Source organism: Cellulosimicrobium sp. SL-1, assembly GCF_011033075.1.
Taxonomy (GTDB): domain Bacteria; phylum Actinomycetota; class Actinomycetes; order Actinomycetales; family Cellulomonadaceae; genus Cellulosimicrobium; species Cellulosimicrobium funkei.
The window spans coordinates 23,759-50,013 of the sequence record NZ_JAACJC010000008.1; the positions used below are offsets into that span (position 1 = coordinate 23,759).

The following is a 26,255-nucleotide window of genomic DNA, read 5'->3' on the forward strand; positions in this document are numbered from 1 at the left end:
CCGCGCAGACCCCGCCGAGCCCGCCGCGACGTCCGGCGTCGCTGCAGCGACCCATGATGATCGGCAAGATCCACCGCGCGACGGTGACGCAGGCCGACCTGCACTACGTCGGCTCGATCACCGTGGACGCCGACCTGCTCGACGCCGCGGACCTCTACCCGGGCCAGCAGGTCGACGTCGTGGACGTCACCAACGGCGCGCGCCTGACGACCTACGTCATCCCGGGCGAGCGCGGTGCGGGCCAGATCTGCATCAACGGCGCCGCCGCGCACCTCGTGAGTCCGGGCGACGTCGTCATCCTCATCGCCTACGGCATGCTCGACGACGCCGACGCGCGCACCTACCTGCCGAACGTCGTCTTCGTGGACGAGCAGAACCGCATCGTCGAGCTCTCCGACGAGCCCGGGCTCGTGCCCGCGGGCCACGGCCTCGAGGCGAGCGGCCTGCCGTTCGCCCCGTTCCGCGGCGCGGTCGACGACAGCGGCGTGGCCTCCGCGGTGCGCCCCGCGTGACCCGGGCCGGCGGGGCGTCCGCGCCCCAGCTCGCCCGGTCCCTCGCCGCCCCCGCACCGGGGTGGACGACGACGGCGGACGTCGTGGTCGTCGGCTCGGGCATCGCCGGCCTCACCGCCGCGCTCGAGCTGCGCACGCGCGTGCCCCACGTCCTGCTCGTCACCAAGGGCGAGCTGTCGTCGGGGTCGACGGTCTGGGCGCAGGGCGGCATCGCGGCCGCGCTCGACCCCGAGGACTCGCCCGAGGCGCACCTCGCGGACACGCTCGTCGCAGGGGCCGGCGTGTGCGACCCGCCGGCCGTCGAGGTGCTCGTCACCGAGGGCCCCGCACGCGTGCGCGAGCTCGTCGCGCGCGGCGCGAACTTCGACCGGGCGGCCAACGGCGACATCGCCCTCACGCGCGAGGGCGGGCACCACGCCGACCGGATCGCGCACGCGGGCGGCGACGCCACGGGCGCGGAGATCTCGCGGGCGCTCGTCGCGCAGCTCGAGGCCGTGCGCCGCGACCCGGGCATCGAGGTCATCGAGAACGCGCTCGTGCTCGACGTGCTGACGACCGACGGCTCGGGCGACCGCGCTGCCCGCGCGTGCGGCGTGACCCTCCACGTGCGCGGCGAGGGCTCGCGCGACGGCGTCGGTGCGGTCCTCGCGCGCGCCGTCGTGCTCGCGACGGGGGGAGTGGGGCAGGTGTTCCGCTCGTCGACCAACCCGCCGCAGGCCACGGGCGACGGCATCGCCGCGGCGCTGCGCGCGGGCGCGACGCTCGGCGACCTCGAGTTCGTGCAGTTCCACCCCACGGTGCTGTGGCTCGGGCTCGGCGCCAAGGGGCAGCTCCCGCTCATCTCCGAGGCCGTGCGCGGCGAGGGCGCGATCCTCCTCGACACCGACGGCCACCGGTTCATGCCCGCGCAGCACCCCATGGCCGAGCTCGCGCCGCGCGACGTCGTCGCGCACGCGATCGTGCGGCAGATGGCCGCGACCGGCTCGGACCACGTGCTGCTCGACGCCCGGCACCTCGGCGCCGAGTTCCTGCGCGCGCGCTTCCCGACGATCACCCGACGGCTCGCCGAGAACGGGCTCGACTGGACCGAGGAGCCCGTCCCCGTGGCGCCCGCCCAGCACTACCACTCGGGCGGCGTCGTGACGGACCTGCACGGGCGCTCCACCGTCGACGGCCTCTACGCGATCGGCGAGGTCGCGTGCACGGGAGTGCACGGCGCGAACCGCCTCGCGTCGAACTCGCTGCTCGAGGGGCTCGTCTTCGCCCACCGGGCGGCGCGGCAGATCACGGAGCGCGTGGCCGCGGGCGAGCTCGAGTTGGGCGAGCCCGTCGACCGTCCGGGGCCGTCGGCCCTCGTGGCGGCGGCCGCGCGCTCGCGCATCCAGTCCATCGCGTCCGCGGGCCCGGGCGTCCTGCGCGACGGCGACGGGCTCGCGGCCGCCGCCGCCCGCCTCGCCGCGGTCCGCACCGACGCGCACGAGGCGAGCGACGTCGTCGCGCAGCCGCAGGCCGCGGAGTGGGAGACGACGAACGTGCACCAGGTCGCGACCGCGCTCACCGCCGCGGCGGCGCTGCGCACCGAGAGCCGCGGCGGCCACTTCCGCACCGACTTCCCGGCGAGCGACCCCGCGTGGGAGCGGCGCGTGCTCGTCTCGCTCGGCGCGGACGGGACCCTGCTCGTCCGCTGAGGCGCGACCTCGCGACCGCGGGCCTGCACGACCGCGGTCCTGCACGACCGCGGTCCTGCACGATCGCGGTCCTGCGCGACGGCGTGAGCGGGCGGCGGCCGGGAGCCGCCGGGCACCGGCGCGCTGCGGGCACACGAGCGGATAGCGTGGGGGACCGTGAGCAGCCCTGCCGAGCCCGTGCCCGCCCGTCCCGCCGACGGCGGAGCGCCGCCCGCCGTCCCGTCCCGCGTGGAGCCGGGCCTCGACCCGGCGTGGATCGCCGAGACCGTCGCGCGGGCGCTCGACGAGGACCTGGGCCCCGTGCCCGGGCGCGACGTGACCACCCAGGCGACCGTGCCGGCGTCGGCCACCGGGACCGCGCACCTCGTGGCGCGCGCGGACGGGGTCGTCGCGGGCCTCGTGGTGGTCGAGGAGGTGACGCGACAGGTCGCTCAGCGGTTCGGCCTCCCGCCCGTCGAGGTGACGTTCGCCGCGTCCGACGGCGAGGCCGTGGGCCGCGGCCGCGTCCTCGCCGCGCTGACCGGCCCCGTCCAGGTGCTGCTCACGGCGGAGCGCACGCTGCTCAACCTCGCGAGCCGCGCGTCGGGCGTCGCGACGGCGACGCGCGCGTGGGCGCGCGAGCTCGCCGGCACCGGCGCCCAGGTGCTCGACACGCGCAAGACGACCCCCGGGCTGCGCGCGCTGGAGAAGTACGCGGTCCGCGCGGGCGGCGGCACGAACAAGCGCATGGGCCTGTACGACGTCGCGATGGTCAAGGACAACCACGTCGTGGCCGCGGGGTCGGTGAGCGCCGCGATCGAGGCGATCCGCAGCGCGTTCCCCGACGTGCTCGTGCAGGTCGAGGCCGACACCACGGCGCAGGCGCTCGAGGCGCTGTCGGCGGGCGCCGACTTCCTGCTCCTGGACAACATGCCGACGTCGGTGCTCGCCGACACGGTCGCGGCCGTGCGGGCGCGCGAGGGGACGGACGGCGTCCCGGCGAAGGTGGAGCTCGAGGCGACGGGCAACCTCACGCTGGACCGCGCGCGCGAGGTCGCGGGCACGGGCGTCGACTACCTGTCCGTCGGCGCGCTCACCCACTCGGCCCCGATCCTCGACCTCGCGCTCGACCTCCTCCCCACCCTCCCGCCGAGGGAGAGCCCCGGTCCCGCGAGGTAGAACCCCGGTCCCGCGAGGTAGAGCCCTGGTCACGACCACGGCTCTACCCCGGCGGACCACGGCTCTATCTCGGGGACGCGGGAGCGTCGGTAGAATCCAGGGGTGACCTCCCCCGCCGGAACCCCCTCTCCTGCCGTGCCCGAGCCCGAGGACCACGTCGACGACGTGCCCGAGCAGATGCAGGTCCGCCGCGAGAAGCGCGAGCGGATCCTCGCGCGCGGCGACGAGCCCTACCCCGTCTCGGTGCCGCGCACGACCACGATCGCCGAGGTCCGTGCCGCGTACGCGCACCTGGAGACGGGCGAGGAGACGCAGGACGAGGTCGGCGTCGCCGGCCGCGTGGTGTTCCTGCGCAACACCGGCAAGCTGTGCTTCGCCACGCTGCAGGACGGCGAGGGGAACCGCCTGCAGGTCATGCTCAGCCAGGCCGTGGTCGGGGAGGAGTCGCTCGCGGCGTTCAAGTCCGACGTCGACCTCGGCGACCACCTGTTCGCGCACGGCCGCGTCATCAGCTCGCGCCGCGGGGAGCTGAGCGTGTTCGCGGACGCGTGGCAGATCGCCGCGAAGGCGCTGCGTCCCCTCCCGGTGCTCCACAAGGAGCTCTCGGAGGAGGCGCGCGTGCGCCAGCGCTACGTCGACCTCATCGCCCGCCCGGCTGCACGCGACACCGTGCGCCTGCGCGCCGCCGTCGTGCGCTCGATCCGCGAGAACTTCTGGGAGCGCGGTTTCGTCGAGGTCGAGACCCCGATGCTCCAGACGCGTCCGGAGGGTGCCGCCGCGCGCCAGTTCGAGACGCACATGAATGCGTTCGACATCGACCTGTTCCTGCGCATCGCGCCCGAGCTGTTCCTCAAGCGCGCGGCCGTCGGCGGCGTCGAGAAGGTGTTCGAGATCAACCGCAACTTCCGTAACGAGGGCGTGGACTCCACGCACTCGCCGGAATTCGCGATGCTCGAGGCGTACGAGGCCTACGGCGACTACGACACGATGGCCGTGCTCACCCAGAACCTCGTCCAGCGCGCCGCGCAGGACGCTCTCGGCACGACGCTCGTGACGCTCGCCGACGGCACGGAGTACGACCTCGGCGGGGAATGGACCCAGCTGAAGATGTACGACTCGCTCTCGGACGCGCTGGGGGAGCTCATCACCCCCGAGACGTCGGTCGAGACGCTGCGGGCGTTCGCGGACAAGCACGAGCTCTCCTTCGACCCGAAGAACGTCAATCACGGAAAGCTCGTCGAAGGCCTGTGGGAGCACCTCGTGGGAGACCACCTGGTGGCACCCACGTTCGTGCGGGACTTCCCGGTCGAGACCTCGCCGCTGACGCGCGACCACCGCACGGTGCGCGGGCAGGTCGAGAAGTGGGACCTCTACGTGCGCGGCGTCGAGCTCGCGACGGCGTACTCCGAGCTCGTGGACCCGGTGGTCCAGCGGCAGCGGTTCGAGGCGCAGGCCCTGCTCGCCGCGGCCGGCGACGAGGAGGCCATGCGCATCGACGAGGACTTCCTCACCGCGATGGAGTACGCGATGCCCCCGTCCGGCGGGATGGGCCTGGGCATCGACCGCCTGCTCATGGCGCTCACCGGTCTCGGCATCCGCGAGACCATCCTCTTCCCGCTCGTGAAGCCCGCGCAGTAGCGCGGCCGAGAACTAGGACCGACAGCATGGACATCTGGCCCACCCTCGCGGCGCTGATCCCGTCGATCGGCGTCGGCGTGCTCTTCTATGTCGCGATGCGCGCGATCGTGCGCGCGGACCGCAACGAGCGCGCCGCGCTGGCGCGCCTCGACGCGGAACAGGAATCCGCCGCGCGCGGGAATGCTGCTCCCGCGCACGACTCCTGATCTCCGCGGAAGGCCGTCGGGCGGCGTCCCGAAATGATGGACCGCCGTCCAAGAATTGCCCGTCAGGTACGGCGCGCACGTTCCGTCGGCGCGGCGTGTTCAATTGACCCTCGCCATTCGCGGTGGCATCCTGACGACGACAGCAATTCCTGTGAAGCGTGAGGAAACCACAGTGGCCCAGAAAGTCCAGGTAATTCTCGTCGACGATCTCGACGGGGGTGCGGCCGACGAGACCGTCACGTTCGCACTCGACGGCGTCTCCTACGAGATCGACCTCAGCACGAAGAATGCCCAAGAGCTGCGCGACGCCTTTGCCTCGTGGGTCGGCAACGCGCGCAAGGTCTCGTCCCGCACGAGCTCGGCCCGGCCGGCCCGCCGCAGCGGCGGCGGTCGTTCGTCCGGCTCGGCCCGTGCGACCGAGGTCCGCGAGTGGGCCCGTGCCAACGGCTACACGGTCAACGACCGCGGGCGCATCTCCCAGGAGATCCAGACCGCGTACGACGCCGCGCACTGACGCGTCGTCTCACCGAGCACCGGGGCGCTCGTGCCGAGCCGCCCGCGCGGAGAACTAGGCTCGGGGCATGACCTCCGCGACCCGCGCCCTCTGGATCGGCACCTACCCGCACCCGAGCGGCACGGAGGGCGTGTGGCGCGTCGAGCTCGACGTCGACCCGGCTGCGGGCACCGGCTCCTTCGGGGGCGGCACGCTCGCCGCCGCGTCGGGGTCGCCGTCGTTCCTGGCGCTCGACGGCGACACGCTCTACGCGGTGGGGGAGACGGAGACCGGCTCGGTCGCGGCGTTCGCCGTCGGGCCCGACGGCGCCCTCACCCCCCGGGGTGGCCCGGTCGCCACGGGCGGCTCGTACCCGTGCCACGTCGCCGTGAGCGGTGACGTGCTCGTCGCCAACTACGGCGACGGCGTCCTCACGGTCGTGCCGACGACGGACGACGGCGCGTTCGAGGCGACCGCGCCCGACGTCGGCCCGCGCCGGCAGGGGCACGCGGGGACCGGCCCGGTCGCCGACCGCCAGGAGGGGCCGCACGCGCACTTCGTCGCGCCCCTCGCGCACCTCGGCGCGGCGGACGACGGCAGCGGCGCGGTGCTCGTCGTCGACCTCGGCACCGACGAGCTGCGCCGGCACGACCCGGCCGCGCCCGACGGCTCGACGGCCCGCGTCGTCGCGACCTTCCCGCCCGGCACGGGCCCGCGCCACCTCGCGGCGCTGCCGTCGGGGCACCTCGTCGTCGTCGGCGAGCTGGACCCGGCGCTGTTCCTGCTCTCCCCGGTGGACGGGCCGGACGGCGTGCGCACCTACGACGTCGTCGCGCGCTACGACGTCACGCACGCCGCCGCTCCCGCCGGCGGCGGGAACTACCCCTCGCACGTCGCGGTCACCGCCGACGGCACGCGCGTCCTCGCCGCGGTGCGCGGCGCCGACGTGCTCGCGGTGCACGCGGTCGAGCTGGGGCCGGACGGCGGCGTGCCCACGCTGCGCCACCTCGCCGACTCGCCCGTGGGCGGCGCGTGGCCGCGCCACTTCGCGATCCTCGGGGTCGCGACCGGCGCGGGGTCGGCCGCCGAGACCGACCAGGGGGACGTCGACGCGCCGCTGCACGACCTCGTCGTCGTGGCGAACCAGAACGACGACCCGCTCATCGAGCGGCCCGCCGCGGCCGGCCCGGACGCCCCGACGTCGAACCTCGCGCTCCTGCGCGTGCGCCGCTCGGACGGCGCCGCCCAGGTGCTCGACGTGCTCGCGCTCCCGGCCCCGGCGTGCGTCGTGGAGGCCTGACCCGCCGTGACGACGCTCGACCTGCCGGGCGGCACCGCCCCCGACCCGTCGGACCCGCTGCGGGTCGCGATGCTCTCGGTGCACACGTCGCCGCTCGACCAGCCGGGCACCGGCGACGCGGGCGGCATGAACGTGTACGTCACCGAGCTCGCGCACGCGCTCGCGCGCCGCGGCACGCAGGTCGAGATCTTCACGCGCGCGACGGCGTCGAGCCAGCCGCCCGTGGTCGAGGTGTCCGACGGCGTGACGGTGCGCCACGTCGCCGCCGGGCCCTTCGAGGGGCTCGACAAGAACGACCTCCCGGGCCAGCTCTGCGCGTTCACGGCCGGGGTGCTCCGCGCCGAGGCCCGGCATCGCGAGGGCTGGTACGACGTCGTGCACACGCACTACTGGCTCTCGGGGCAGGTCGGGTGGCTCGCCGCCGACCGCTGGGACGTCCCGCTCGTCCACACCATGCACACGCTCGCGCGCGTGAAGAACGCGGCGCTCGCGCCGGGTGACGCGCCCGAGCCGCTCGGGCGCATCATCGGCGAGGAGCAGGTCGTCGCGGAGGCGGACGCGCTCGTCGCGAGCACGGACGCGGAGGCGCAGGACCTCGTGCGCGACTACGCGGCCGACCCGGCGCGCGTGCACGTCGTGCCGCCGGGCGTCGACCTCGAGCTGTTCTCCCCGGCGCCGGGCGCCACGACCGGCGACGCTCGGGTGCGCCGCGAGCGGCGACGCGCGCTGCGGGCCGAGCTGGGTCTGCCCGCCGACGGCGGCCTCGTCCTCTTCGCCGGGCGCGTGCAGCCGCTCAAGGGCCCGGACGTGCTCGTCCGGGCGCTCGGCGTCCTCGCCGCGCGCGGGGAGCCCGTGCCGACGCTCGTCGTGCTCGGTGGTCCCAGCGGCCGCCCGACGGCCGTCCGCGAGCTCGAGGCGCTCGCCTACCAGGTGGGCGTGAGCGACCGGCTCGTGGTGCGCCCGCCCGTCCCGCGCGACGAGCTCGTGCGCTGGTACCGGGCGGCCGACGTCGTCGCGGTCCCCTCGCACAACGAGACGTTCGGGCTCGTCGCGGCCGAGGCGGAGGCGAGCGGCACGCCCGTGGTCGCGGCCGCCGTCGGCGGGCTGCGGACCGTGGTGGAGGACCAGGTCTCCGGCGTCCTCGTGCCCGACCACGACCCGGCGACCTGGGCGCGCGTCCTCGCGGACCTGCTCGCCGACGACGCCCGCCTCGCGACCCTCGGCGAGGGCGCCCGACGCGCGGGGGAGCGGTTCGGGTGGGACGTCGCGGCGGTCCGCATGCTCGACGTCTACGCGCAGGCGCGCAAGGTCCGCGCGGCGCGCTGACCGCGCGGACCGGCACGGGCCGCGCGGCGGGTCAGTCGCTCGCGCGCTCCAGCACGAGGACGGGGATCTCCCGCGACGTCTTCTCCTGGTAGTCGGCGTACGGCGGGTAGGCCGCGACCGCGCGCTCCCACCACAGCGCCTTCTCCTCGCCGTGGACCTCGCGCGCGACGTAGTCGTGGCGCTCGGGACCGTCCTGCAGCTCGACCCGCGGGTGCGCGAGCACGTTGAGGTACCAGACCGGGTGCTTCGGCGCGCCGCCGAGCGACGCGACGACCGCGTACGCGCCGTCGTGCTCGACCCGCATGAGCGGGGTCTTGCGGACCTTGCCGCTGCGGCGCCCGAGCGTCGTGAGGACAACGACGGGCATCCCGTTCATGGTCGTGCTGCGCGTCCCGCCGGACGACTCGTAGGCCTCCGCCTGCTTGCGGGACCAGGTGCTCGGGCTCGGTGCGTGCTCTCCGTCGATCGGCATGCGGGAGAGAACGTGCGCGACGGCGCGCTGATTCCCGGCCCTCCCGGACGGGACGGCGCGGCGCTCCGGGCAGCGCCGTACCGGCCGGACCTTCGTCCCACGCCGCGCGGCGACGGTCACCACCACGTGGGACGCGCGTGCCGCGGCGCCGGGCCGTGCGGCAGGATGGAGGCATGACCTACACCCTCGTGCTGCTCCGCCACGGCGAGAGCGAATGGAACGCCAAGAACCTGTTCACCGGCTGGGTGGACGTCGCCCTGTCGGAGAAGGGCACCGAGGAGGCGAAGCGCGGCGGTCAGCTCCTCACGGAGGCCGGCGTCCTGCCCGACGTCGTGCACACCTCGCTCCTGCGCCGCGCCATCACGACGGCGAACCTCGCGCTCGACGCGGCCGACCGCCACTGGATCCCCGTGAAGCGGTCGTGGCGCCTCAACGAGCGGCACTACGGTGCGCTCCAGGGCAAGAACAAGAAGCAGACGCTCGAGGAGTTCGGCGAGGAGCAGTTCATGCTCTGGCGCCGCTCCTACGACGTCCCGCCGCCCGAGATCGAGCTCGGCTCCGAGTTCTCGCAGGACACCGACCCGCGCTACGCCGACGCCCCCGTCGTGCGCACCGAGTGCCTCAAGGACGTGCTCGAGCGCGCCCTGCCGTACTGGGACGGCGAGGTCGTCCCCGACCTCAAGGCGGGCAAGACCGTGCTGGTCGCCGCGCACGGCAACTCGCTGCGCGCGATCGTCAAGCACCTCGACGGCATCTCCGACGAGGACATCGCCGCGCTCAACATCCCGACCGGCATCCCGCTGCTCTACGAGCTCGACGAGGACCTCAAGCCCGTCACGAAGGGCGGCCGCTACCTCGACCCCGAGGCCGCCGCCGAGGCCGCCGCGGCGGTCGCGAACCAGGGCCGCTGACCGGCCCCACCCCACGCACGACCGTGGCCCGTCCGGAGATCCGGACGGGCCACGGTCGTCTGCGTCGGTCGAGCGGGTGCTCCCGGCGGCGGGTCAGGCGGTCGCGCGCGTCGTGCCCGCCGGGGCACCGCGGTCGTCGGCGAACTCGCCGGTCACGAGGTACGTCACGCGCTTGGCGATCGACACCCCGTGGTCGCCGAAGCGCTCGTAGTAGCGGCCCACGAGCGTGACGTCGACAGTCTCCTGCGGCGTGCCCGTCCACGTGCCGTCGAGCAGCGCGCTGAACGTGTCCTGGTGCAGCTTGTCGAGCAGGTCGTCGTCACGCTCGATGTTCGCGGCGACGGTGAGGTCGCGCGTCGTGAGGAGCGTGGTCGTGCGCCGCGCGACGCGGACGGCCGCGTCGTGCATCTGCTCGAACGTGCGGTGCAGCGACGGCTCGATCGCGCGGCCGGGGTAGCGGCCGCGCGCGACCTGCGCGATGTGGCGCGCGAGGTCGCCCATGCGCTCCAGGGTGGCGCTCATGCGCAGCGCGCTGACGACGACCCGCAGGTCGGTCGCGACGGGCTGCTGCTGCGCGAGCAGCAGCACGCAGCGCTCGTCGAGCTCGCGCTCGAGGGCGTCGATCGTGTGGTCGTCGCCGATCACCGACTGCGCGAGCTGCAGGTCCGCCGTGAGGAGCGCCTGCCCGGCGCGGTTCACGGCCGACTCCACCAGCCGGCTCATCTCGGCCAGGTCGTCGCCGACCTGCTTCAGCTCGGCCTCGAAGATCTCCCGCATCGCTTCCCTCTCGTCGTGACCGGTCGGTCCGGTCCGTGACGGCGTGCGCCCCGACGCGCCGGGAGGCGCCCGGGCACGCCGTCGGCTCCTGACACGCTCGCAGGCGTGGTCGACCGGCCGGTGAACACCAGTGCGCCGTCAGGTGAACTCTTGGCGGCTCGGGCCCGCCCAAGGTCCGGTGGGGCCGGGAGGGAGCGTGCGCGACCGTACGCTGGACGGGTGCAAGCCGAGAGTCTGATCGAGGGCGTGACCGTGCTGCTCGCCGGTGTCGTGGGCATCGTCGTCGGCGTGATCGCCGCGATCGCGTTCCGCGTGAGCGAGCGGCAGCAGCGCGCCGCGCGCGAGGAGACCGCGCCGGAGCTCGACGAGGGACTCGTCCGGGTGCTGGCCGTGCTGCGGTCCGCCGCCGTCGTGCTCGACGGCGAGGGGGAGGTCGTGCGGGCCAGCCCGCCCGCGTACGCGCTGGGGGTCGTGCGCGGCGACGCGATCGCGCACGCCGCGATCCGCGACATGATCGACGACGTGCGCCGGGACGGCGTGATCCGCGACGAGGAGCTCGAGCTCCCGCGCGGTCCCGTCGGCCGGGGCACGGTGATGCTCCAGGTGCGCGTGGCCCAGGTGGGCCCGCACCACGTGCTCGTGCTCGCGGAGGACCGGACGGAGGCGCGGCGCGTCGAGGCGATCCGCCGCGACTTCGTCGTCAACGTGTCCCACGAGCTGAAGACGCCGGTGGGCGCGCTCGCGCTGCTCGCGGAGACCGTCCAGGACGCCGCGGACGACCCGGTGGCGGTGCGCCGGTTCGCCGCACGCATGCAGTCCGAGGCGACGCGCCTGTCCGCGCTCGTCCAGGAGATCATCGAGCTGTCGCGGCTCCAGGTCGCGGGAGCCCTGCAGGAGGTGACGGTCGTGCCGGTGCGCGGCGTGGTCGAGGAGGCCGTCGACCGCGCCCGCACGACCGCGCAGGGTAAGGGCATCGTGCTCACGACGGGCGGCGAGCTGGACGCCGCGGTCTACGGCGACCACAACCTGCTCGTCACCGCGGTGCGCAACCTCCTCGACAACGCGGTCGCCTACTCGGGCGAGAACACGCGCGTCGGCGTCGGCGTGACCCGGTCGGGCGACCTCGTCGAGATCGCCGTCGTGGACCAGGGCATCGGGATCGCGGCCGACGAGCAGGCGCGGGTCTTCGAGCGGTTCTACCGCGTCGACCCGGCGCGCTCGCGCGACACCGGGGGCACCGGCCTCGGGCTGAGCATCGTCAAGCACGTCGCCGCCGACCACGGCGGCGAGGTGACGATGTGGTCCGAGCCGGGCCGCGGGTCGACCTTCACGCTCCGCATCCCGGCGGCGAACGTCCCGGCCGCGCGGACGCGCGGCGCGGTGACCGACCGGGTGGCCGAGCAGGCACCCGACGGGCACGCGACGGAGGGTCGCGCACCGGACGAGCACGAGCGCGCGCCGCACGGGCACGCGTCGGACGACGGCGCCCCGGAAGCGGGCGCACCGAACAAGGAGGTAGGCGCGTGACGCGCATCCTGGTGGTGGAGGACGAGGAGTCGTACCGCGACCCGCTGACGTACCAGCTGCGGCGCGAGGGCTTCGACGTCGTCGAGGCGGCGACGGGCACGGAGGCGCTGGAGCGGTACGACGCCGACGGCGCGGACCTCGTCCTGCTCGACCTCATGCTCCCCGGCCTGAGCGGCACGGAGGTGTGCCGGGAGCTGCGCCAGCGCGGCGACGTCCCCGTCATCATGCTCACGGCGAAGGACTCGGAGATCGACAAGGTCGTCGGCCTGGAGCTGGGCGCGGACGACTACGTGACCAAGCCGTACTCGTTCCGCGAGCTGCTCGCGCGCGTGCGCGCCGTCCTGCGCCGCAAGGGTGGGGAGGCCGGCGCCGAACCGGTCGCGGAGAGCGCGCTCGAGGTCGGTCCCGTCCGCATGGACGTCGAGCGGCACACCGTGAGCGTGGACGGCGAGGTCGTGCCGTTCCCGCTCAAGGAGTTCGAGCTCCTCGAGCTGCTCCTGCGCAACGCCGGTCGCGTGCTCACGCGCGGGCAGCTCATCGACCGGGTGTGGGGCACGGACTACGTGGGGGACACCAAGACCCTCGACGTCCACGTCAAGCGCATCCGGTCGAAGATCGAGCCCGAGCCCGCGAGCCCGCGCTACCTCCTCACGGTGCGGGGCCTCGGCTACAAGATCGCCGACGGCGTCGGGCAGGCCTGACCCGGCGGTCCCGTCCGGCGCGGACGACCGGCGGACGACCGGCACGGCTGCCGGTACGACGACGGCCCCGGTGCGTCCCTCGCGGACGCGCCGGGGTCGTCGTCGTCCGACGCCGCGGGGCCCGCCGCGCGAGCCGGCAGCCCGGCACGGAAGGTCTGTGCACTGTTCATCCGTCGTTCACCCGCTCTCGGGGAACGCGTCACCCGGCGCTCCTAGCGTCGGGATCGTCACCGGCGCTCGCTGGTGGCACGAGACGCGTGAACAGGATGGAACGAAGAGTGAAGCTCAGCCGATTCTCCCGTGCAGGATCCGCCGTCGCGGTCGGCGCGCTCGCCCTGACCCTCGCCGCGTGCGGGTCGGACGACCCCGTCGGCGGCGCCGACGGCTCCACCGGTGGTTCCTCCGAGGGCTCGTCCGAGACCGCGAGCGACCTCAGCGGTGAGCTCAACGGTGCGGGCGCGAGCTCGCAGGAGTCCGCGATGGAGGCGTGGCGCGCCGGGTTCCAGAGCGCGAACCCCGACGTCACGGTCAACTACGACCCGGTCGGCTCCGGCGGCGGCCGCACCCAGTTCCTCGAGGGCGGCGTCGCGTTCGCCGGCTCCGACGCGGTGCTCAAGGAGGAGGAGATCACCCAGTCGCAGGCCGTGTGCGGCCCCGACGGCGCGATCGACCTCCCCGTCTACGTCAGCCCGATCGCGATCATCTACAACCTGCCGGACGTCGCCGAGCTGAACCTCGCCCCGGCCACGATCGCGGGCATCTTCAACGGCACCATCACGCAGTGGAACGCGCCGGAGATCGCCGCCGACAACCCCGACGCGACGCTCCCCGACGTGGCGATCACGCCCGTCCACCGCTCCGACGAGTCGGGCACCACCGAGAACTTCACCGAGTACCTCGCCGCGACCGCGGGCGATGCGTGGGGCCACGAGCCGAGCGGCGACTGGCCGACGCAGGGCGGCGAGTCCGCGCAGGGCACGTCCGGCGTCGTGCAGACCGTCCAGGGCGGCGAGGGCACCATCGGCTACGCCGACGCCTCGAAGGCCGGCGACCTCGGCACCGCGAAGATCAAGGTCGGCGAGGAGTGGGTCGCCTACTCCCCGGAGGCCGCGGCCAAGGTCGTCGACGCGTCGCCGCGCGTCGAGGGCCGGCACGAGCACGACATCGCGGTCGAGCTGGACCGCACCACGACCGAGGCCGGCGCCTACCCGCTGGTGCTCGTCTCGTACGCGGTGGCGTGCCTCAACTACGAGGACGAGGCGACGGGCGACCTCGTCAAGGCGTTCCTCACCTACGTCTCGAGCGAGGAGGGCCAGTCGGCCTCCGCGTCGGCCGCGGGCAGCGCGCCGATCTCGGAGGACCTGCGCACGGACGTCCACGCGGCCGTCGAGGCCATCACGGTCGGCGCCGCCGGCTGACGACCGCCGGGCGCCGGGGGGCGGCGGGGCCTGCGGGCCCCGTCGCCCCCGACCCGCGACCAGACCGTACGCCGCAGGACAGCACACCGGGAGCACGAGAGTGACCACCACAGCCCCACCCACGACGCCGGGCCCCGCGCCGGGCGGCTCGTCCGAGCCCGTGCGACGCGCGGGCACCTCGCGCCGTCGCGCCCGCAACAGCGACCGTGGTGTGAACCGCGCGTTCCGCTGGACCGCGACGGGCGCCGGCGCGCTCATCCTCGCCGTGCTGGCCGCGGTCGCGATCTTCCTGCTGCTGCGGGCGTGGCCCGCGCTCAGCGCGGGCGGGGCCGAGCTGAGCGAGCAGGTCGCGTGGTTCCCCGAGGGCGCGTCGCTGCTGTCGTTCGTGGGGCCGCTGATCTTCGGCACGCTGCTCGCGGCGGCGCTCTCGCTCGTGCTCGCGACGCCCGTCGCGATGGGCATCGCGCTGTTCATCTCCCACTACGCGCCCCGCCGGCTCGCCTCGACCCTGGGCTACGTCGTCGACCTGCTCGCGGCGATCCCCAGCGTCGTCTACGGCCTGTGGGGCTCGCTCGTCCTCCCGCCGGTCGTCGTGCCGGTGTGGTCCTGGCTCGCCGACACCCTCGGGTGGTTCCCGCTGTTCGCCGGCCCGGCGTCGCCGACCGGTCGCGTCCTGCTCACCGTCGCGCTCGTCCTCGCCGTGATGATCCTGCCGATCATCACGGCCGTGAGCCGCGAGGTGTTCCTCCAGACGCCGAAGCTCCACGAGGAGGCCGCGCTCGCCCTCGGTGCGACGCGCTGGGAGATGATCCGCACCGCGGTCATCCCGTTCGGGCGGTCGGGCGTCATCTCGGCCGCGATGCTCGGCCTCGGGCGCGCGCTCGGCGAGACGATGGCCGTGCTCATGATCCTCTCGCCCGGGCTCCTCTACTCGTTCAAGATCCTGCAGGCGGGGCAGCAGCAGACGATCGCCGCGAACATCGCGGCGGACTTCCCCGAGGCGAACCCGCTCGGGGTGAGCGCCCTCATCGCGACGGGCCTCGCGCTGTTCGTCATCACCCTGCTCGTCAACATGGGCGCCCGCGCGATCGTCGCGCGGCGCAAGGACTTCTCGGGAGCCAACTGATGAGCGCCCTCAGCACCAGCCCCGCGCGCGGGGCCTCCGCACCGGACCCGGAGCGCACCGCGTCCGTGCGCGCGCTCCTGCGCGGCGCGGACGCCGGACGCCGCCGCAAGGACCGCACCATGACGGTCCTCATGTGGGGCGCGTTCGCCCTCGCGATGGTGCCCCTCGTGTCCGTCGCGTGGACCGTCGTCGTGCACGGCATGGAGCGGTTCGACGTCTACTTCCTCACGCACTCCATGCGCGGCGTGTTCGGCGGCATGGACGCGGGCGGCATCTACCACGCGATCCTCGGCACGCTCCTCATCACCCTTGGCGCCGCGGTGATCTCGGTGCCGATCGGCCTGCTCGCCGCGATCTACCTCGTCGAGTACGGGCGCGGGCCGCTCGCGCGCGCGGTGACGTTCTTCGTCGACGTCATGACCGGCATCCCGTCGATCGTCGCGGGCCTCTTCGCGTACGCGCTCTTCGCGGTGCTGTTCGGGCCGGGGGTGCGCATGGGCATCGTCGGCTCGGTCGCGCTGTCCGTCCTCATGATCCCGGTCGTCGTGCGCTCGTGCGAGGAGATGCTCCGGCTCGTGCCGAACGAGCTGCGCGAGGCCGCCTACGCGCTCGGCGTGCCCAAGTGGCTCACGGTCGTGCGGGTCGTGCTCCGCACGTCGATCGCCGGCATCACGACGGGCGTCATGCTCGCCGTCGCGCGCGTGATCGGCGAGACGGCGCCGCTCCTCATCACGGTCGGCGTCGTCGACTCGATCAACGGCAACCTCTTCGAGGGCCGCATGATGACGCTCCCGGTGTACGTCTACCGGCAGTACAGCCAGGGCCTGGTGCCCTGCAGCAACGTCACCGACGCCGTGTGCCTCCCCGACATCAACTACGACCGGGCCTGGGCGGCCGCCCTGACGCTGATCCTCATCGTCATGCTGCTCAACCTCGTCGGGCGACTCGTCACCCGCTGGTTCGCGCCCAAGACCCTCCGCTAGAACAGGACAGCCCCGATGGCACAGCGCATCGACGTCAAGGACCTCAACATCTACTACGGCGACTTCCTCGCGGTGCAGGACGTCGGCATGACGATCGAACCCCAGTCCGTGACGGCCTTCATCGGCCCGTCCGGCTGCGGCAAGTCGACGTTCCTGCGGACGCTCAACCGCATGCACGAGGTGATCCCCGGCGCGCGCGTCGAGGGGACCGTCGCGATGGAGGGCGTCGACCTCTACGGCGACGACGTCGACCCGGTCGCCGTCCGCCGACAGGTCGGCATGGTCTTCCAGCGGCCGAACCCGTTCCCCACGATGTCCATCAAGGAGAACGTGCTCGCGGGGGTGAAGCTCAACAACAAGCGCATCTCGAAGTCCGACGCCGAGGACCTCGTCGAGTCGTCGCTGCGCGGCGCGAACCTGTGGAACGAGGTGAAGGACCGCCTCGACCGCCCGGGCTCGGGCCTCTCCGGCGGCCAGCAGCAGCGCCTGTGCATCGCGCGCGCGATCGCCGTCAAGCCCCAGGTGCTCCTCATGGACGAGCCGTGCTCGGCGCTCGACCCGATCTCCACGCTCGCGATCGAGGACCTCATCGCCGAGCTCAAGGACGAGTACACGATCGTCATCGTCACCCACAACATGCAGCAGGCGGCGCGCGTGAGCGACCGCACCGCGTTCTTCAACATCGCGGGCACCGGCAAGCCCGGGCGCCTCATCGAGATGGACGACACCGCGACGATGTTCTCCTCGCCCACGCAGCAGGCCACCGAGGACTACATCTCCGGCCGCTTCGGGTGACCTCAGCCCGTCCGTCACGGCCCCGGCCCGACGCCCGACGGCGCCCCTCCCCACGCGGGGAGGGGCGCCGTCGGGCGTGCGGGACGGATCAGGGGATCAGGTGGCGCTGCCCTGGAGCGAGCCCGTGACGTCGGTGCCGTTCGTGTCGAGGACGCACTGGACCACGCGGTCGCCCTGCCGGTTCCAGCCGTCCGCGCGCGGCGTGAAGTACCAGTACTCGTGCGCCGACTCCTCGTAGGGGAGCCCCACGAACGGCTCGAACGCGCCGTAGCAGAACTCCTCGGCGCTCGTGGTCACGGCCTCGTCACCGGGGTAGTCGCCCGCGGGGAGCTCGGTCTCGGCGTAGACCTCGGCGTCGTGCGGCTCCGAGCACGGCACGACGGGCACGGACTCGACCAGGTCCGCGTCGTCCAGCTTCGAGGAGACGATGCAGTCGCCGACCTGGACCGAGAAGACGTCGGCGTCCGACGCCTCGGTCACCTCGCCGCCGGGCTCGTCGCGCTGGGCGTCGGCGGGTCCGGAGATCTCGTCGAGGATCGCGCCGCAGCCCGACGCGGTCAGGGCGAGGGCGACGGCGCTCACGACGAGGACGAGCGGCCGGCGGGTGGAGCGGGGGAGGGTCACCAGGGTTCCTTCGGTACGAGGCCCCGACCAGGGTGGTGGGGCGGCACGCGAAGGCTAGCGCCGGGCGGTGACACGAGCCGAGCCGATTTCCGGCGCGACCTGGGCGGTCACGGCAGGAGGTGCGCGTACTCCTCGAGGGTGCCGTCGAGGACGGGGAGGGAGAGGGTCTGCTCCTCGCCCGTCGTCGTGCTCACCGTGACGGGCAGCATCGCGCCGGGGGCCGCGTCGACGCGGCCGATCTGCGCGTCGAAGCCGTCCTCGGCGCCGAGGTAGACCGTCTCGCCGGCCGCGACGGGGATCGTCACCGGCGCGCCGCCCTCGGGCGTCACGTCGAACTCCACGTCCTCCGTCGAGTCGTTGGCGAAGGCCCCGACGAGGGCGCCCGGCTCGCCGTCCTCCGCGCTCACGACGAGCAGGTTGAGCCCGCGCAGCTCGCTGGTGAGGTCGACCCGCAGGCCGTCGGAGGGGGAGTACGGGCGGTTCGTCTCGATGGGGGAGCAGGCGGACGCGAGGGCCACACCGGCGACCAGGAGGGGCACGGCCCAGGCGCGCGCACGGCCGGTCGCTCGGGACTCCGCACGGGTCGAGGCTCGGGGGGTCGGGATGCGGGTCACGTGCACTCCAGGGCTGCAAGAAGGGGGACGGGATTCCGCGCCCAGCCTAGTGCGTCGGGAGGGCGAGGGCGGCCGGAACGGCCGGCTCGCGACCGTGGCGTGAGCGGCGTCACGTGGCTCCGGGGGCGCCGGGACGGTGGTCGTCGTGCGAGGTGGGGGTCCTGAAAGGGCCCGCGGGGCGCTCGCCAGGGGCCGATGGGGCCCCTCCTCGAGATTCGTCAGGCGCGCTGACACGGCTCTGACCTGGGCGAACGTGCTGGTGACGGGCTTGTCAAGGGGCGCAGGGGCTCGGATTTCCGCCCTTCCGCGTGGTAAGGTGGACCACCGCGAAAGGGGACATCTGCAGATGACGTTCACAGTAGGCGAGACCGTTGTCTACCCGCACCACGGAGCCGCACTGATCGAGGAGATCAAGACGCGCACCATCCGCGGAGAGGACAAGATCTACCTCAAGCTCAAGGTCGCGCAGGGCGACCTGACCATCGAAGTCCCAGCCGAGAACGTCGACCTCGTCGGCGTGCGTGACGTCGTCGGCCAGGAGGGTCTCGACCGCGTGTTCGAGGTGCTTCGTGCACCCTACACCGAGGAGCCGACCAACTGGTCGCGCCGGTACAAGGCGAACCTCGAGAAGCTCGCGTCGGGCGACGTGATCAAGGTCGCCGAGGTCGTGCGCGACCTCTCCCGCCGCGACGCCGACCGCGGTCTGTCCGCCGGCGAGAAGCGCATGCTCTCGAAGGCACGGCAGATCCTCGTCTCGGAGCTCGCGCTGGCCGAGCACACCGAAGAGGACAAGGCCGAGGCGATCCTCGACGAGGTGCTCGCCTCCTGACGTCCCGGGCCGCGGCCCGCGCAGTCAGCGCCACAGACCACCGGGGAGGGCGCCGTCCGTACGGACGGCGCCCTCCCCGTCGTCGTGCCCGGTAGCGTGTGCGCGTGCCGACTCTCGCCGTCCTCACCGCCGCAGGCTCCGGGACCCGCCTCGGGCTGGACCTGCCCAAGGCCCTCGTCGAGCTCGACGGCCTCCCGCTCGTGGCGCACGCTGCCCGGCGGCTGTGCGCGTCCGGGGTCGTGGACGCGCTCGTCGTGACCGCGCCGCCCGGGCTGCGCGACCACGTCGCGACGCTCCTGGCCGACGACCCCGCGGTCGACCGGCCGGTCCGGGTGGTCGAGGGCGCGGGGACCCGTCAGGCCTCCGTGGCGGCCGGTCTCCGGGCCGGCCGCGACCTCTCGGAGGGCGACGTGCCCGCCGACGTCGTGCTCGTCCACGACGCCGCACGGCCCCTCGCGCCGCCGTCGCTGGTCCGCCGCGTCGTCGCGGCCGTGCGCGCGGGCCACGGGGCCGTCGTGCCGGGGCTCCCCGTCACGGACACGATCAAGCGCGTCGCCCCCGCGGGCGCGGAAGACGCGTCCGGCGCGGAGCCCGTGGTCGAGACGGTCGACCGGAGCGCGCTGCGCGCCGTCCAGACCCCGCAGGGGTTCGAGGGCGAGCTCCTGGCCCGCGCGCACGCGGCAGCGGCGCACCGCGCGGACGACGAGTCCGTCGCCGCGACCGACGACGCCGGGCTGGTCGAGGCGCTCGGCGTCCCGGTCCACGTGGTGCCCGGCGACGCCGCGGCGGCCAAGATCACCACCGCGCACGACCTCCGGGTCGCGGCGCTCACGCTCCGGGAGGACCGATGACCACCCCTGCAGGCTCCACGGGGACACCGGCCGAGACGCCCACCACCGCACCGGCCGCCGCGGGCCCCGTCCCGGCGCTCCCGCGCACGGGCATCGGGGTGGACGTCCACGCGTTCGCGACCGAGGGCGAGGATCGAGCGCTGTGGCTGGGCGGTCTGCACTGGCCGGGCGAGCGCGGGCTCGCCGGGCACTCCGACGCCGACGTCGCGGCGCACGCCGCCGCGGACGCGCTGTTCTCGGCCACCGGCCTGGGAGACCTCGGTTCGAACTTCGGCACGAGCGCGCCCGAGTGGGCGGGCGCGAGCGGTGCGAGCCTGCTCGCGGAGGCCGCGCGCCGGGTGCGGGCCGCGGGGTTCGAGATCGGGAACGTGGCCGTCCAGGTGATCGGCAACCGGCCGCGCCTCGGACCGCGCCGCGCGGAGGCGGAGGCGGCGCTCGGGGCGGCCGCGGGCGCCCCGGTGACCCTCACGGCGACCACGACCGACGGGCTGGGCCTCACCGGGCGCGGCGAGGGCGTCGCGGCGGTCGCCACGGCCCTCGTGGTCCGGGTCGCGCCGCCCGCCTGACGTCAGGCCGCGGGCGCGACCTGGACGCTCTCGAGGATCGCGCGCGCCTGCGCGGCGCCGTCGGCGTCGTCGACGGCGTACGACGCCGTGAGGTCGACGACCCACGCGTCCGGCCCGTCGCCCGTCCGCACGGCCACGATCTCCTGCGCGACGGCGGTGCCCGCGGCGTCGTACGTCCCGGCCACGCGGTAGGCGGGCAGCCCGGCGAGGGTCGTGGGGCCCTGCCCGTCGGGATCGGGCACCCAGCCGGGGATCGAGGCGACCGCCGCCGTCGTCGCGGCGCCCGCCTCGTCGACGGTCTGCGCCGACTGCTTGCCGGTGACGACGACGTTCGCCCGGAAGTCCTCGGAACCCGTGCCGCTCGGCGCGCGCAGCAGGAACGCGCCGTCGCGCGTGCCGCGCTCCCAGTCCGGGGGCGCGGTCACCTGGACCGGGATCTCGGGGACGTCGTGCACGACCGGCTCCGTGCCGCCTGCGGCGTCCTCGGGCCCGCCGCAGGCCGCGAGGGCGAGCGCGACGGCCGCCGTGAGGGCGAGCGTCCAGGGGGAGCGGGGCAGGCGCGGTCGGGGCACGGGAGTCCTTCGTCGGGGGTGGGGCCGGGGCTGGTCCGGCTCGTCATTCTCGCCCGCTCCCGTCCGGCGTGCCAGGCCCGCCACCTGCCTCTACGATCGCTGGAAGCGCATCGATGTGTTTGACTTTCCCAAGAACGACACATGGGATGAATCGCACATGAACCGAATGTCCGTCGAGGAACGCCGAGCCCAGCTCGTCGACGCCGCGATGACCATCGCCGTCCGCGAGGGCGTCGAGGCCGTGACCATCCGCGGCGTCGCGGCCGAGGCCGGGGTCTCGCTCGGCGTCGTGCACTACTGCTTCGAGGACAAGGACGAGCTCCTCCAGGCGATGGGCAACAGCCTCGCGCTCGTGGCCTCCGAGCCCGTCCGGTCCGCGCTCGACGTCGACGGCGACGTCGTGGCGCTCGCCCACGCCGCCGCCGACGGTCTGTGGAGCGGGCTGACGCCGCGTCGTCACATGCGGCTCCTCACGTTCGAGTTCGCGACGGCGGGCGTGCGCAGCCGCGCGCTGCGCTCCGTCGCGCACACGCACCTCGAGCAGACCTGGGCGATGACGCGCGGGTTCCTCGAGAACGTGGCCGAGCGGGGGAACGTCAGCTACACGATGGACATGGGGTTCCTGTCCCGGGTCGTCGCGGGGTACATCGACGGGATCGAGATCGCGTGGCTCGTCGAGCAGGACGACGAGACGGCGGTCCGCAGCTTCCACGCGCTCGCCGAGTACGTGCTGTCGATGATGGTGCGCCCCGACGGCTCGCCGGTGCGGGAGCACGGTCCCGAGCCCGTCCCCTGACGGGCGGACGACGTCCCGTCCCCTGACGGGTCCGGGACGTCGCCGGTCAGCGCCGCGCGGCCGGGGCCGGGCCGAGCACGCGGTCGGTGTAGCCGTTCGCGAACACGCCCTCGGGGTCCGTCGCGTCGCGGACGGCGACGGCGTCGTCGAACCGCGGGTAGAGCTCCCGGAACCGGTCCGCCGCCAGGCCGTGCATCTTGCCCCAGTGCGGGCGGCCACCCACCTCGGCGACGATGCGCTCGACGGCGTCGAAGTACCGCTCGTGCGGCAGGCGCGCGTACTGGTGCACGGCGACGTAGGCGGTCTCGCGCCCGTGGGCCGTGGAGAGCCACACGTCGTCGGGCGCCGCGAACCGGACCTCGACGGGGAACGGCACGTGCTCGCCGGACAGGTCGAGCCACGCGTCGATGCTCGACAGCACGTCGACGAGGTGCTCGCGCGGCACGGCGTACTCCATCTCGCGGAACCGGACGCGGCGCGACGTGACGAACACGTGGTGCGACGGCGCGACGTACGTACGCGGCGCGAGCGCCCGCGCGGAGACCGCGTTGAGGCGCGGCGTGACGCGCGGGACCGCGGTCGCGAGCCGGTTCACGAGCTCGAACGCGCCGTTCGACAGGAGCTCCTCGTCGACCCACGTGCGCGCCCGCGCGACCGGCCCGGGGCCCGTGGTGCGCAGCCGCTCGAGCTCGACGGCCTCCTCGTCGGGCGCGAGGCGGTTGTTGCGCTTGGTCAGCGCCCGGCGGGTGTGGGGGAACCAGTAGAACTCGAAGTGGTCGTTGCCGCCGACGAGCCCGTCGGGGTCGTCTGGCGTGCCGAGCCGCTCGAGCACGCGGTCGAGCGGCCACGGCTCCTCCTGCGCGCGCAGGAGGAACGCCGGGACCACCTCGAGCGTCACGGCGGACAGGATGCCCGTGACCCCCAGCCCGAGCCGGCTGACCTCGAACAGGCCCGGCTCGTGCCCGGGCGACGCCTCGCGCACCTCGCCGTCGGCCCCGACCACGCGGACGCCGCGCACCTGCGTCGCGAGGCCGCCGAGGCGTGCCCCGGTGCCGTGCGTGCCGGTCGAGATCGCGCCCGCGACCGACTGCCTGTCGATGTCGCCGAGGTTGCGCATCGCGAGCCCCGCGGCGGCGAGGGCCTCGTTGAGCCGGTGCAGGCGGATGCCCGCCCCGACGGTCACGAGGATCGCGTCGCCGTCGGTGCCGTCCGCGCCGCCGCCGCGCGCGATGCGCTCGACGAGGCTCAGCCGGTCGAGGTCGAGCAGGAGGCCGTCCGTCACGGCGGCCGGGGTGAACGAGTGCCCGGCGCCCACCGCGCGGACGGGCATCCCTTCCGCCGCGGCACGGGCGACGAGGCCGCCCAGCTCCGCCTCGTCGCGCGGCGAGGCCCGACGGCGCGGCGTCGCGGAGGCCGTGCGGGCCCAGTTGGTCCAGGAGAGGGCGTCGTCGCTGCTCACAGGTCGTACTGTCTCACGCCCGGCGGGTGGCGTACGTTCTCTCCATGACGACCCACACGGCACCGGGGGCGGACCAGGGCGCGGGCCCGCTGGACGGTGACGAGCGGGGCGCGACGCCGTCGCTCCTGGCCCGCCTGACCCGCGCGACCGCGACGCTCGACGGCCCGCTCGCCGTCGTCGACCTCGACCGGTTCGACGCCAACGCCGACGAGCTGCTCGCGCGCGCGGGCGGGGTCCCCGTGCGGGTCGCGTCGAAGTCCGTGCGCGTGCGCTCGCTCGTCGCGCGCGCGGGCGAGCGGGGCTTCCGGGGCGTCATGGCGTACTCGGTGCGCGAGGCGCTGTGGCTCGTCGAGTCGGGCGTCCGCGACGTCCTCGTGGGCTACCCGTCGGTCGACCGCGGGGCGCTCGCCGAGCTCGCCCGCCACGAGGCCGGCCGGCGCGAGGTCACGCTCATGGTCGACGACGCCGCGCACCTGGAGCTCGTGCGCCACGCGCTCGCCGAGACCGGCACCGGGGACGAGCCGCCCGTGCGGGTGTGCCTCGACGTGGACGCGTCGCTGCGCGTGGGCCTCGGTCTCGTGACGGTCCACCTGGGTACGCGCCGCTCGCCCCTGCACGGGGCGCGCGACGTCGCGTCGCTCGCCGCCCGGGTCGTCTCGACGCCCGGTCTCGCCCTGCGGGGCCTCATGTTCTACGAGGCGCAGGTCGCCGGGATGCCGGACTCCAGCCTCGCCGTCCGCGCGGTCAAGCGGCTCTCGGTGCTCGAGCTGGGGGAGCGGCGCGGCGAGGTCGTCGCGGCGGTCCGGGACGTCGTCGGCCACGACCTCGAGCTCGTGAACTCGGGCGGCACGGGGTCGCTCGAGACGTCGTCCGCCGACGCGGTCGTGACCGAGGTGACGGCCGGGTCGGGCCTGTACGTCCCGGGCCTGTTCGACGAGTACCGCGCGTTCCGGCCCCGGCCGTCGGCGTTCTTCGGCCTCGACGTCGTGCGCGTCCCGGGCCCGGGCTGGGCGACGGCGTTCGGCGGCGGGTACGTCGCGTCCGGCCCGGCGACCCGCAGCCGGCTGCCGCGCGTCGTGACGCCGGGATGGTCGCTCACGGGCCGCGAGGGTGCGGGCGAGGTGCAGACGCCGCTGCACCGGTCGCGCGGCGCCGGGGCGCCCGACCTGGGCGTGGGAGACCGCGTCTGGTTCCGCCACGGCAAGGCTGGCGAGGCCATGGAGCGGTTCGACCGCGTGCACCTCGTGCGCGGCGACGAGGTGGTCGACGTGGTCCCGACGTACCGCGGCGAGGGCAAGAGCTTCGGCTGACGCGGCGAGGACGGACCGGGAGTCGCCACGGCGCCGCTTCGGCCGCGACGGTGCGTCCCCGGTACCCTTGCGGCGTGACCCTTCGCCTGTTCGACACCGCCACGCGGGACGTGCGCGACTTCGTCCCCCTGACCCCGGGCGAGGTCGGCATCTACCTGTGCGGCGCCACCGTCCAGGCCGCCCCCCACATCGGGCACATGCGCTCGGCCGTCGCGTTCGACGTCCTCGTGCGCTGGCTCCGGCGCGGGGGCGCGCGGGTGACGCTCATCCGCAACGTCACCGACATCGACGACAAGATCCTCGCGAAGTCCGCCGACGCGGGCGAGCCCTGGTGGGCCTGGGCCGCGACGTACGAGCGCGCGTTCACCGCCGCGTACGACGCCCTGGGCGTGCTGCCCCCCACGTACGAGCCGCGCGCGACGGGCCACGTCCCGGACATGGTGGAGCTCATGCAGCGCCTCGTCGAGCGCGGCCACGCCTACACCACGGGCCCCGGCGACGTGTGGTTCGACGTGCGGTCCTGGCCCGAGTACGGCGCGCTCACCAACCAGCGCCTCGAGGACCTCAACCCCGTGCCCGACGACGTCCCCGCCGACGCCGAGGAGGCCGCCGCCAAGCGCGACCCGCGCGACTTCGCGCTCTGGAAGGCCCCCAAGCCGGGCGAGCCGGAGACCGCGTCGTGGGACACGCCGTTCGGGCGCGGCCGTCCGGGCTGGCACCTCGAGTGCTCCGCCATGGCGCGCCGCTACCTCGGCGACACGTTCGACCTCCACGGGGGCGGCCTCGACCTGCGCTTCCCCCACCACGAGAACGAGCAGGCCCAGTCGCGCGCCGCGGGCTACGGGTTCGCGCAGCACTGGCTGCACAGCGCGTGGGTCACGCAGGGCGGCGCCAAGATGAGCAAGTCGCTCGGCAACGGGCTGCTCGTGCGCGAGGTCCTCGCGACCACGAGCCCCGCCGTGCTGCGCTACGCGCTCGCGTCCGTGCAGTACCGCTCGATGCTCGAGTGGACGCCCGCCACGGTCGTCGAGGCCGAGGCGACGTGGGAGCGGCTGGCGGGCTTCGTCGAGCGGGCGACCGAGCGGGTCGGCGAGGTCGACGACGTGCGCGACGCCGAGCTCCCGACCGCCTTCACCGCAGCGATGGACGACGACCTCAACGTGCCGGCGGCGCTCGCCGTCGTGCACGAGCACCTGCGCGCGGGCAACGCGGCGCTCGCGGACCGGACGACGGCCGCGGACGCCGTCGCGCGCCACCACCTCGTGGCGGTGCGCGCGATGCTCGACGTGCTCGGGCTCGACCCGGGCGACGCGCAGTGGGCCGACCGCGGCGACTCGCGCTACGCGGCGGTGCTCGACGCCGTCGTGGGCGCGGAGCTCGCGGCGCGGGCCGAGGCGCGCGCGTCGCGGGACTTCGCGACGGCCGACGCGATCCGCGACCGGCTCGCCGCGGCAGGCGTCGCGGTCGAGGACTCGGCCGACGGCGCGCGCTGGACCCTCGCCTGACGCCCACCGGACGACGGCCGGGAGCCACCCGCCGGCGCACGAGATAGAGCTCCGGTAGCACGAGATAGAGCTCCGGTAACGCGAGGTAGAGCTCTGGT

General features: G+C 74.5%; 27 protein-coding genes. 21 read left to right on the forward strand and 6 right to left on the reverse strand.

The window, feature by feature from the left end:
- The first annotated feature begins 53 nt into the window (after window positions 1-53).
- From panD to mshA, 8 genes are all read left to right on the forward strand, one after another.
- The gene (panD, locus tag GWJ10_RS13330; RefSeq protein ID WP_163188184.1) at window positions 54-512 is read left to right on the forward strand and encodes an aspartate 1-decarboxylase; all 459 of its coding nucleotides are present in this window, start codon (window positions 54-56) and stop codon (window positions 510-512) included.
- Window positions 509-2,200 (forward strand): L-aspartate oxidase, encoded by a 1,692-nt coding sequence (locus tag GWJ10_RS13335; RefSeq protein ID WP_163188001.1) that lies wholly within the window; start codon window positions 509-511, stop codon window positions 2,198-2,200. Before panD ends, GWJ10_RS13335 begins: the two co-directional genes overlap by 4 nt.
- 177 nt (window positions 2,201-2,377) lie before the next feature.
- Window positions 2,378-3,358, forward strand: coding sequence for a carboxylating nicotinate-nucleotide diphosphorylase (nadC, locus tag GWJ10_RS13340; RefSeq protein ID WP_076406153.1), 981 nt, complete (start codon window positions 2,378-2,380; stop codon window positions 3,356-3,358).
- Window positions 3,359-3,535: 177 nt separating this feature from the next.
- Window positions 3,536-4,996, forward strand: coding sequence for a lysine--tRNA ligase (gene lysS, locus GWJ10_RS13345; protein WP_163188186.1), 1,461 nt, complete (start codon window positions 3,536-3,538; stop codon window positions 4,994-4,996).
- A 26-nt stretch (window positions 4,997-5,022) separates the two neighbouring features.
- Window positions 5,023-5,202 carry a hypothetical protein gene (locus GWJ10_RS13350; protein ID WP_021483783.1) on the forward strand — a complete coding sequence of 60 codons (180 nt, stop codon included), beginning with the start codon at window positions 5,023-5,025 and terminating at the stop codon, window positions 5,200-5,202.
- A gap of 172 nt (window positions 5,203-5,374) precedes the next feature.
- Window positions 5,375-5,716, forward strand: a complete 342-nt coding sequence (locus tag GWJ10_RS13355; protein WP_021483784.1) for an Lsr2 family protein — start codon at window positions 5,375-5,377, stop codon at window positions 5,714-5,716.
- Window positions 5,717-5,783: 67 nt separating this feature from the next.
- Window positions 5,784-6,995 carry a beta-propeller fold lactonase family protein gene (locus GWJ10_RS13360; protein WP_163188006.1) on the forward strand — a complete coding sequence of 404 codons (1,212 nt, stop codon included), beginning with the start codon at window positions 5,784-5,786 and terminating at the stop codon, window positions 6,993-6,995.
- Between the two features lie 69 nt (window positions 6,996-7,064).
- The gene (mshA, locus tag GWJ10_RS13365; protein ID WP_163188188.1) at window positions 7,065-8,321 is read left to right on the forward strand and encodes a D-inositol-3-phosphate glycosyltransferase; all 1,257 of its coding nucleotides are present in this window, start codon (window positions 7,065-7,067) and stop codon (window positions 8,319-8,321) included.
- A gap of 31 nt (window positions 8,322-8,352) precedes the next feature.
- On the opposite strand, the gene GWJ10_RS13370 is transcribed toward mshA, so the two are convergent.
- Window positions 8,353-8,793, reverse strand: a complete 441-nt coding sequence (locus GWJ10_RS13370) for a nitroreductase family deazaflavin-dependent oxidoreductase (RefSeq protein ID WP_163188008.1) — start codon at window positions 8,791-8,793, stop codon at window positions 8,353-8,355.
- A gap of 173 nt (window positions 8,794-8,966) precedes the next feature.
- Between GWJ10_RS13370 and GWJ10_RS13375 the strand changes: the two genes are divergently transcribed.
- On the forward strand, window positions 8,967-9,704 hold the full coding sequence (locus GWJ10_RS13375; RefSeq protein WP_021482508.1) for a phosphoglyceromutase: 738 nt from the start codon (window positions 8,967-8,969) through the stop codon (window positions 9,702-9,704).
- Window positions 9,705-9,797: 93 nt separating this feature from the next.
- On the opposite strand, the gene phoU is transcribed toward GWJ10_RS13375, so the two are convergent.
- Window positions 9,798-10,481: a phosphate signaling complex protein PhoU gene (phoU, locus tag GWJ10_RS13380; RefSeq protein WP_021482507.1), complete on the reverse strand. Its 684-nt coding sequence runs from the start codon at window positions 10,479-10,481 to the stop codon at window positions 9,798-9,800.
- A 219-nt stretch (window positions 10,482-10,700) separates the two neighbouring features.
- Here phoU and GWJ10_RS13385 point away from each other — a divergent pair, with 219 nt between their 5' ends.
- The 6 genes from GWJ10_RS13385 to pstB all read left to right on the forward strand — a co-directional run bounded on the left by GWJ10_RS13385 (window position 10,701) and on the right by pstB (window position 17,031).
- Window positions 10,701-12,008, forward strand: coding sequence for an ATP-binding protein (locus GWJ10_RS13385; protein ID WP_241005805.1), 1,308 nt, complete (start codon window positions 10,701-10,703; stop codon window positions 12,006-12,008).
- Window positions 12,005-12,709: a response regulator transcription factor gene (locus GWJ10_RS13390; protein WP_076406159.1), complete on the forward strand. Its 705-nt coding sequence runs from the start codon at window positions 12,005-12,007 to the stop codon at window positions 12,707-12,709. Before GWJ10_RS13385 ends, GWJ10_RS13390 begins: the two co-directional genes overlap by 4 nt.
- A gap of 278 nt (window positions 12,710-12,987) precedes the next feature.
- On the forward strand, window positions 12,988-14,127 hold the full coding sequence (pstS, locus tag GWJ10_RS13395) for a phosphate ABC transporter substrate-binding protein PstS (RefSeq protein WP_240696727.1): 1,140 nt from the start codon (window positions 12,988-12,990) through the stop codon (window positions 14,125-14,127).
- Window positions 14,128-14,227: 100 nt separating this feature from the next.
- The gene (gene pstC, locus GWJ10_RS13400) at window positions 14,228-15,253 is read left to right on the forward strand and encodes a phosphate ABC transporter permease subunit PstC (RefSeq protein WP_082774769.1); all 1,026 of its coding nucleotides are present in this window, start codon (window positions 14,228-14,230) and stop codon (window positions 15,251-15,253) included.
- A complete protein-coding gene (pstA, locus tag GWJ10_RS13405) occupies window positions 15,253-16,236 on the forward strand; it encodes a phosphate ABC transporter permease PstA (RefSeq protein WP_021481980.1) in 984 nt (327 codons plus the stop codon). Before pstC ends, pstA begins: the two co-directional genes overlap by 1 nt.
- 15 nt (window positions 16,237-16,251) lie before the next feature.
- The gene (pstB, locus tag GWJ10_RS13410; RefSeq protein WP_021481981.1) at window positions 16,252-17,031 is read left to right on the forward strand and encodes a phosphate ABC transporter ATP-binding protein PstB; all 780 of its coding nucleotides are present in this window, start codon (window positions 16,252-16,254) and stop codon (window positions 17,029-17,031) included.
- A gap of 96 nt (window positions 17,032-17,127) precedes the next feature.
- Here pstB and GWJ10_RS13415 read toward each other — a convergent pair whose 3' ends face one another.
- Both GWJ10_RS13415 and GWJ10_RS13420 read right to left on the reverse strand, forming a co-directional pair.
- Window positions 17,128-17,655 (reverse strand): septum formation family protein, encoded by a 528-nt coding sequence (locus tag GWJ10_RS13415; protein WP_021481982.1) that lies wholly within the window; start codon window positions 17,653-17,655, stop codon window positions 17,128-17,130.
- 107 nt (window positions 17,656-17,762) lie between these two features.
- Entirely contained in the window at window positions 17,763-18,194 is a 432-nt protein-coding gene (locus GWJ10_RS13420) for a hypothetical protein (RefSeq protein ID WP_082774771.1), read from the reverse strand.
- Window positions 18,195-18,615: 421 nt separating this feature from the next.
- Between GWJ10_RS13420 and GWJ10_RS13425 the strand changes: the two genes are divergently transcribed.
- The 3 genes from GWJ10_RS13425 to ispF all read left to right on the forward strand — a co-directional run bounded on the left by GWJ10_RS13425 (window position 18,616) and on the right by ispF (window position 20,515).
- Entirely contained in the window at window positions 18,616-19,098 is a 483-nt protein-coding gene (locus GWJ10_RS13425; RefSeq protein ID WP_031315710.1) for a CarD family transcriptional regulator, read from the forward strand.
- Between the two features lie 104 nt (window positions 19,099-19,202).
- A complete protein-coding gene (gene ispD, locus GWJ10_RS13430) occupies window positions 19,203-19,949 on the forward strand; it encodes a 2-C-methyl-D-erythritol 4-phosphate cytidylyltransferase (protein WP_076406334.1) in 747 nt (248 codons plus the stop codon).
- The gene (gene ispF / locus GWJ10_RS13435) at window positions 19,946-20,515 is read left to right on the forward strand and encodes a 2-C-methyl-D-erythritol 2,4-cyclodiphosphate synthase (protein WP_082774772.1); all 570 of its coding nucleotides are present in this window, start codon (window positions 19,946-19,948) and stop codon (window positions 20,513-20,515) included. The genes ispD and ispF overlap by 4 nt, the downstream gene beginning before the upstream one ends.
- Before the next feature lie 2 nt (window positions 20,516-20,517).
- Here ispF and GWJ10_RS13440 read toward each other — a convergent pair whose 3' ends face one another.
- Window positions 20,518-21,087, reverse strand: coding sequence for an LpqN/LpqT family lipoprotein (locus GWJ10_RS13440; RefSeq protein ID WP_163188010.1), 570 nt, complete (start codon window positions 21,085-21,087; stop codon window positions 20,518-20,520).
- A gap of 157 nt (window positions 21,088-21,244) precedes the next feature.
- On the opposite strand from GWJ10_RS13440, the gene GWJ10_RS13445 reads away from it, so the two are divergent.
- Window positions 21,245-21,883, forward strand: a complete 639-nt coding sequence (locus tag GWJ10_RS13445) for a TetR family transcriptional regulator (protein ID WP_044144577.1) — start codon at window positions 21,245-21,247, stop codon at window positions 21,881-21,883.
- 46 nt (window positions 21,884-21,929) lie between these two features.
- On the opposite strand, the gene GWJ10_RS13450 is transcribed toward GWJ10_RS13445, so the two are convergent.
- Window positions 21,930-23,342, reverse strand: a complete 1,413-nt coding sequence (locus GWJ10_RS13450; RefSeq protein ID WP_163188012.1) for a D-arabinono-1,4-lactone oxidase — start codon at window positions 23,340-23,342, stop codon at window positions 21,930-21,932.
- A gap of 44 nt (window positions 23,343-23,386) precedes the next feature.
- Here GWJ10_RS13450 and GWJ10_RS13455 point away from each other — a divergent pair, with 44 nt between their 5' ends.
- Both GWJ10_RS13455 and cysS read left to right on the forward strand, forming a co-directional pair.
- On the forward strand, window positions 23,387-24,652 hold the full coding sequence (locus GWJ10_RS13455) for an alanine racemase (protein WP_082774774.1): 1,266 nt from the start codon (window positions 23,387-23,389) through the stop codon (window positions 24,650-24,652).
- A gap of 74 nt (window positions 24,653-24,726) precedes the next feature.
- On the forward strand, window positions 24,727-26,157 hold the full coding sequence (gene cysS / locus GWJ10_RS13460) for a cysteine--tRNA ligase (RefSeq protein ID WP_061269066.1): 1,431 nt from the start codon (window positions 24,727-24,729) through the stop codon (window positions 26,155-26,157).
- Window positions 26,158-26,255: the final 98 nt, after the last annotated feature.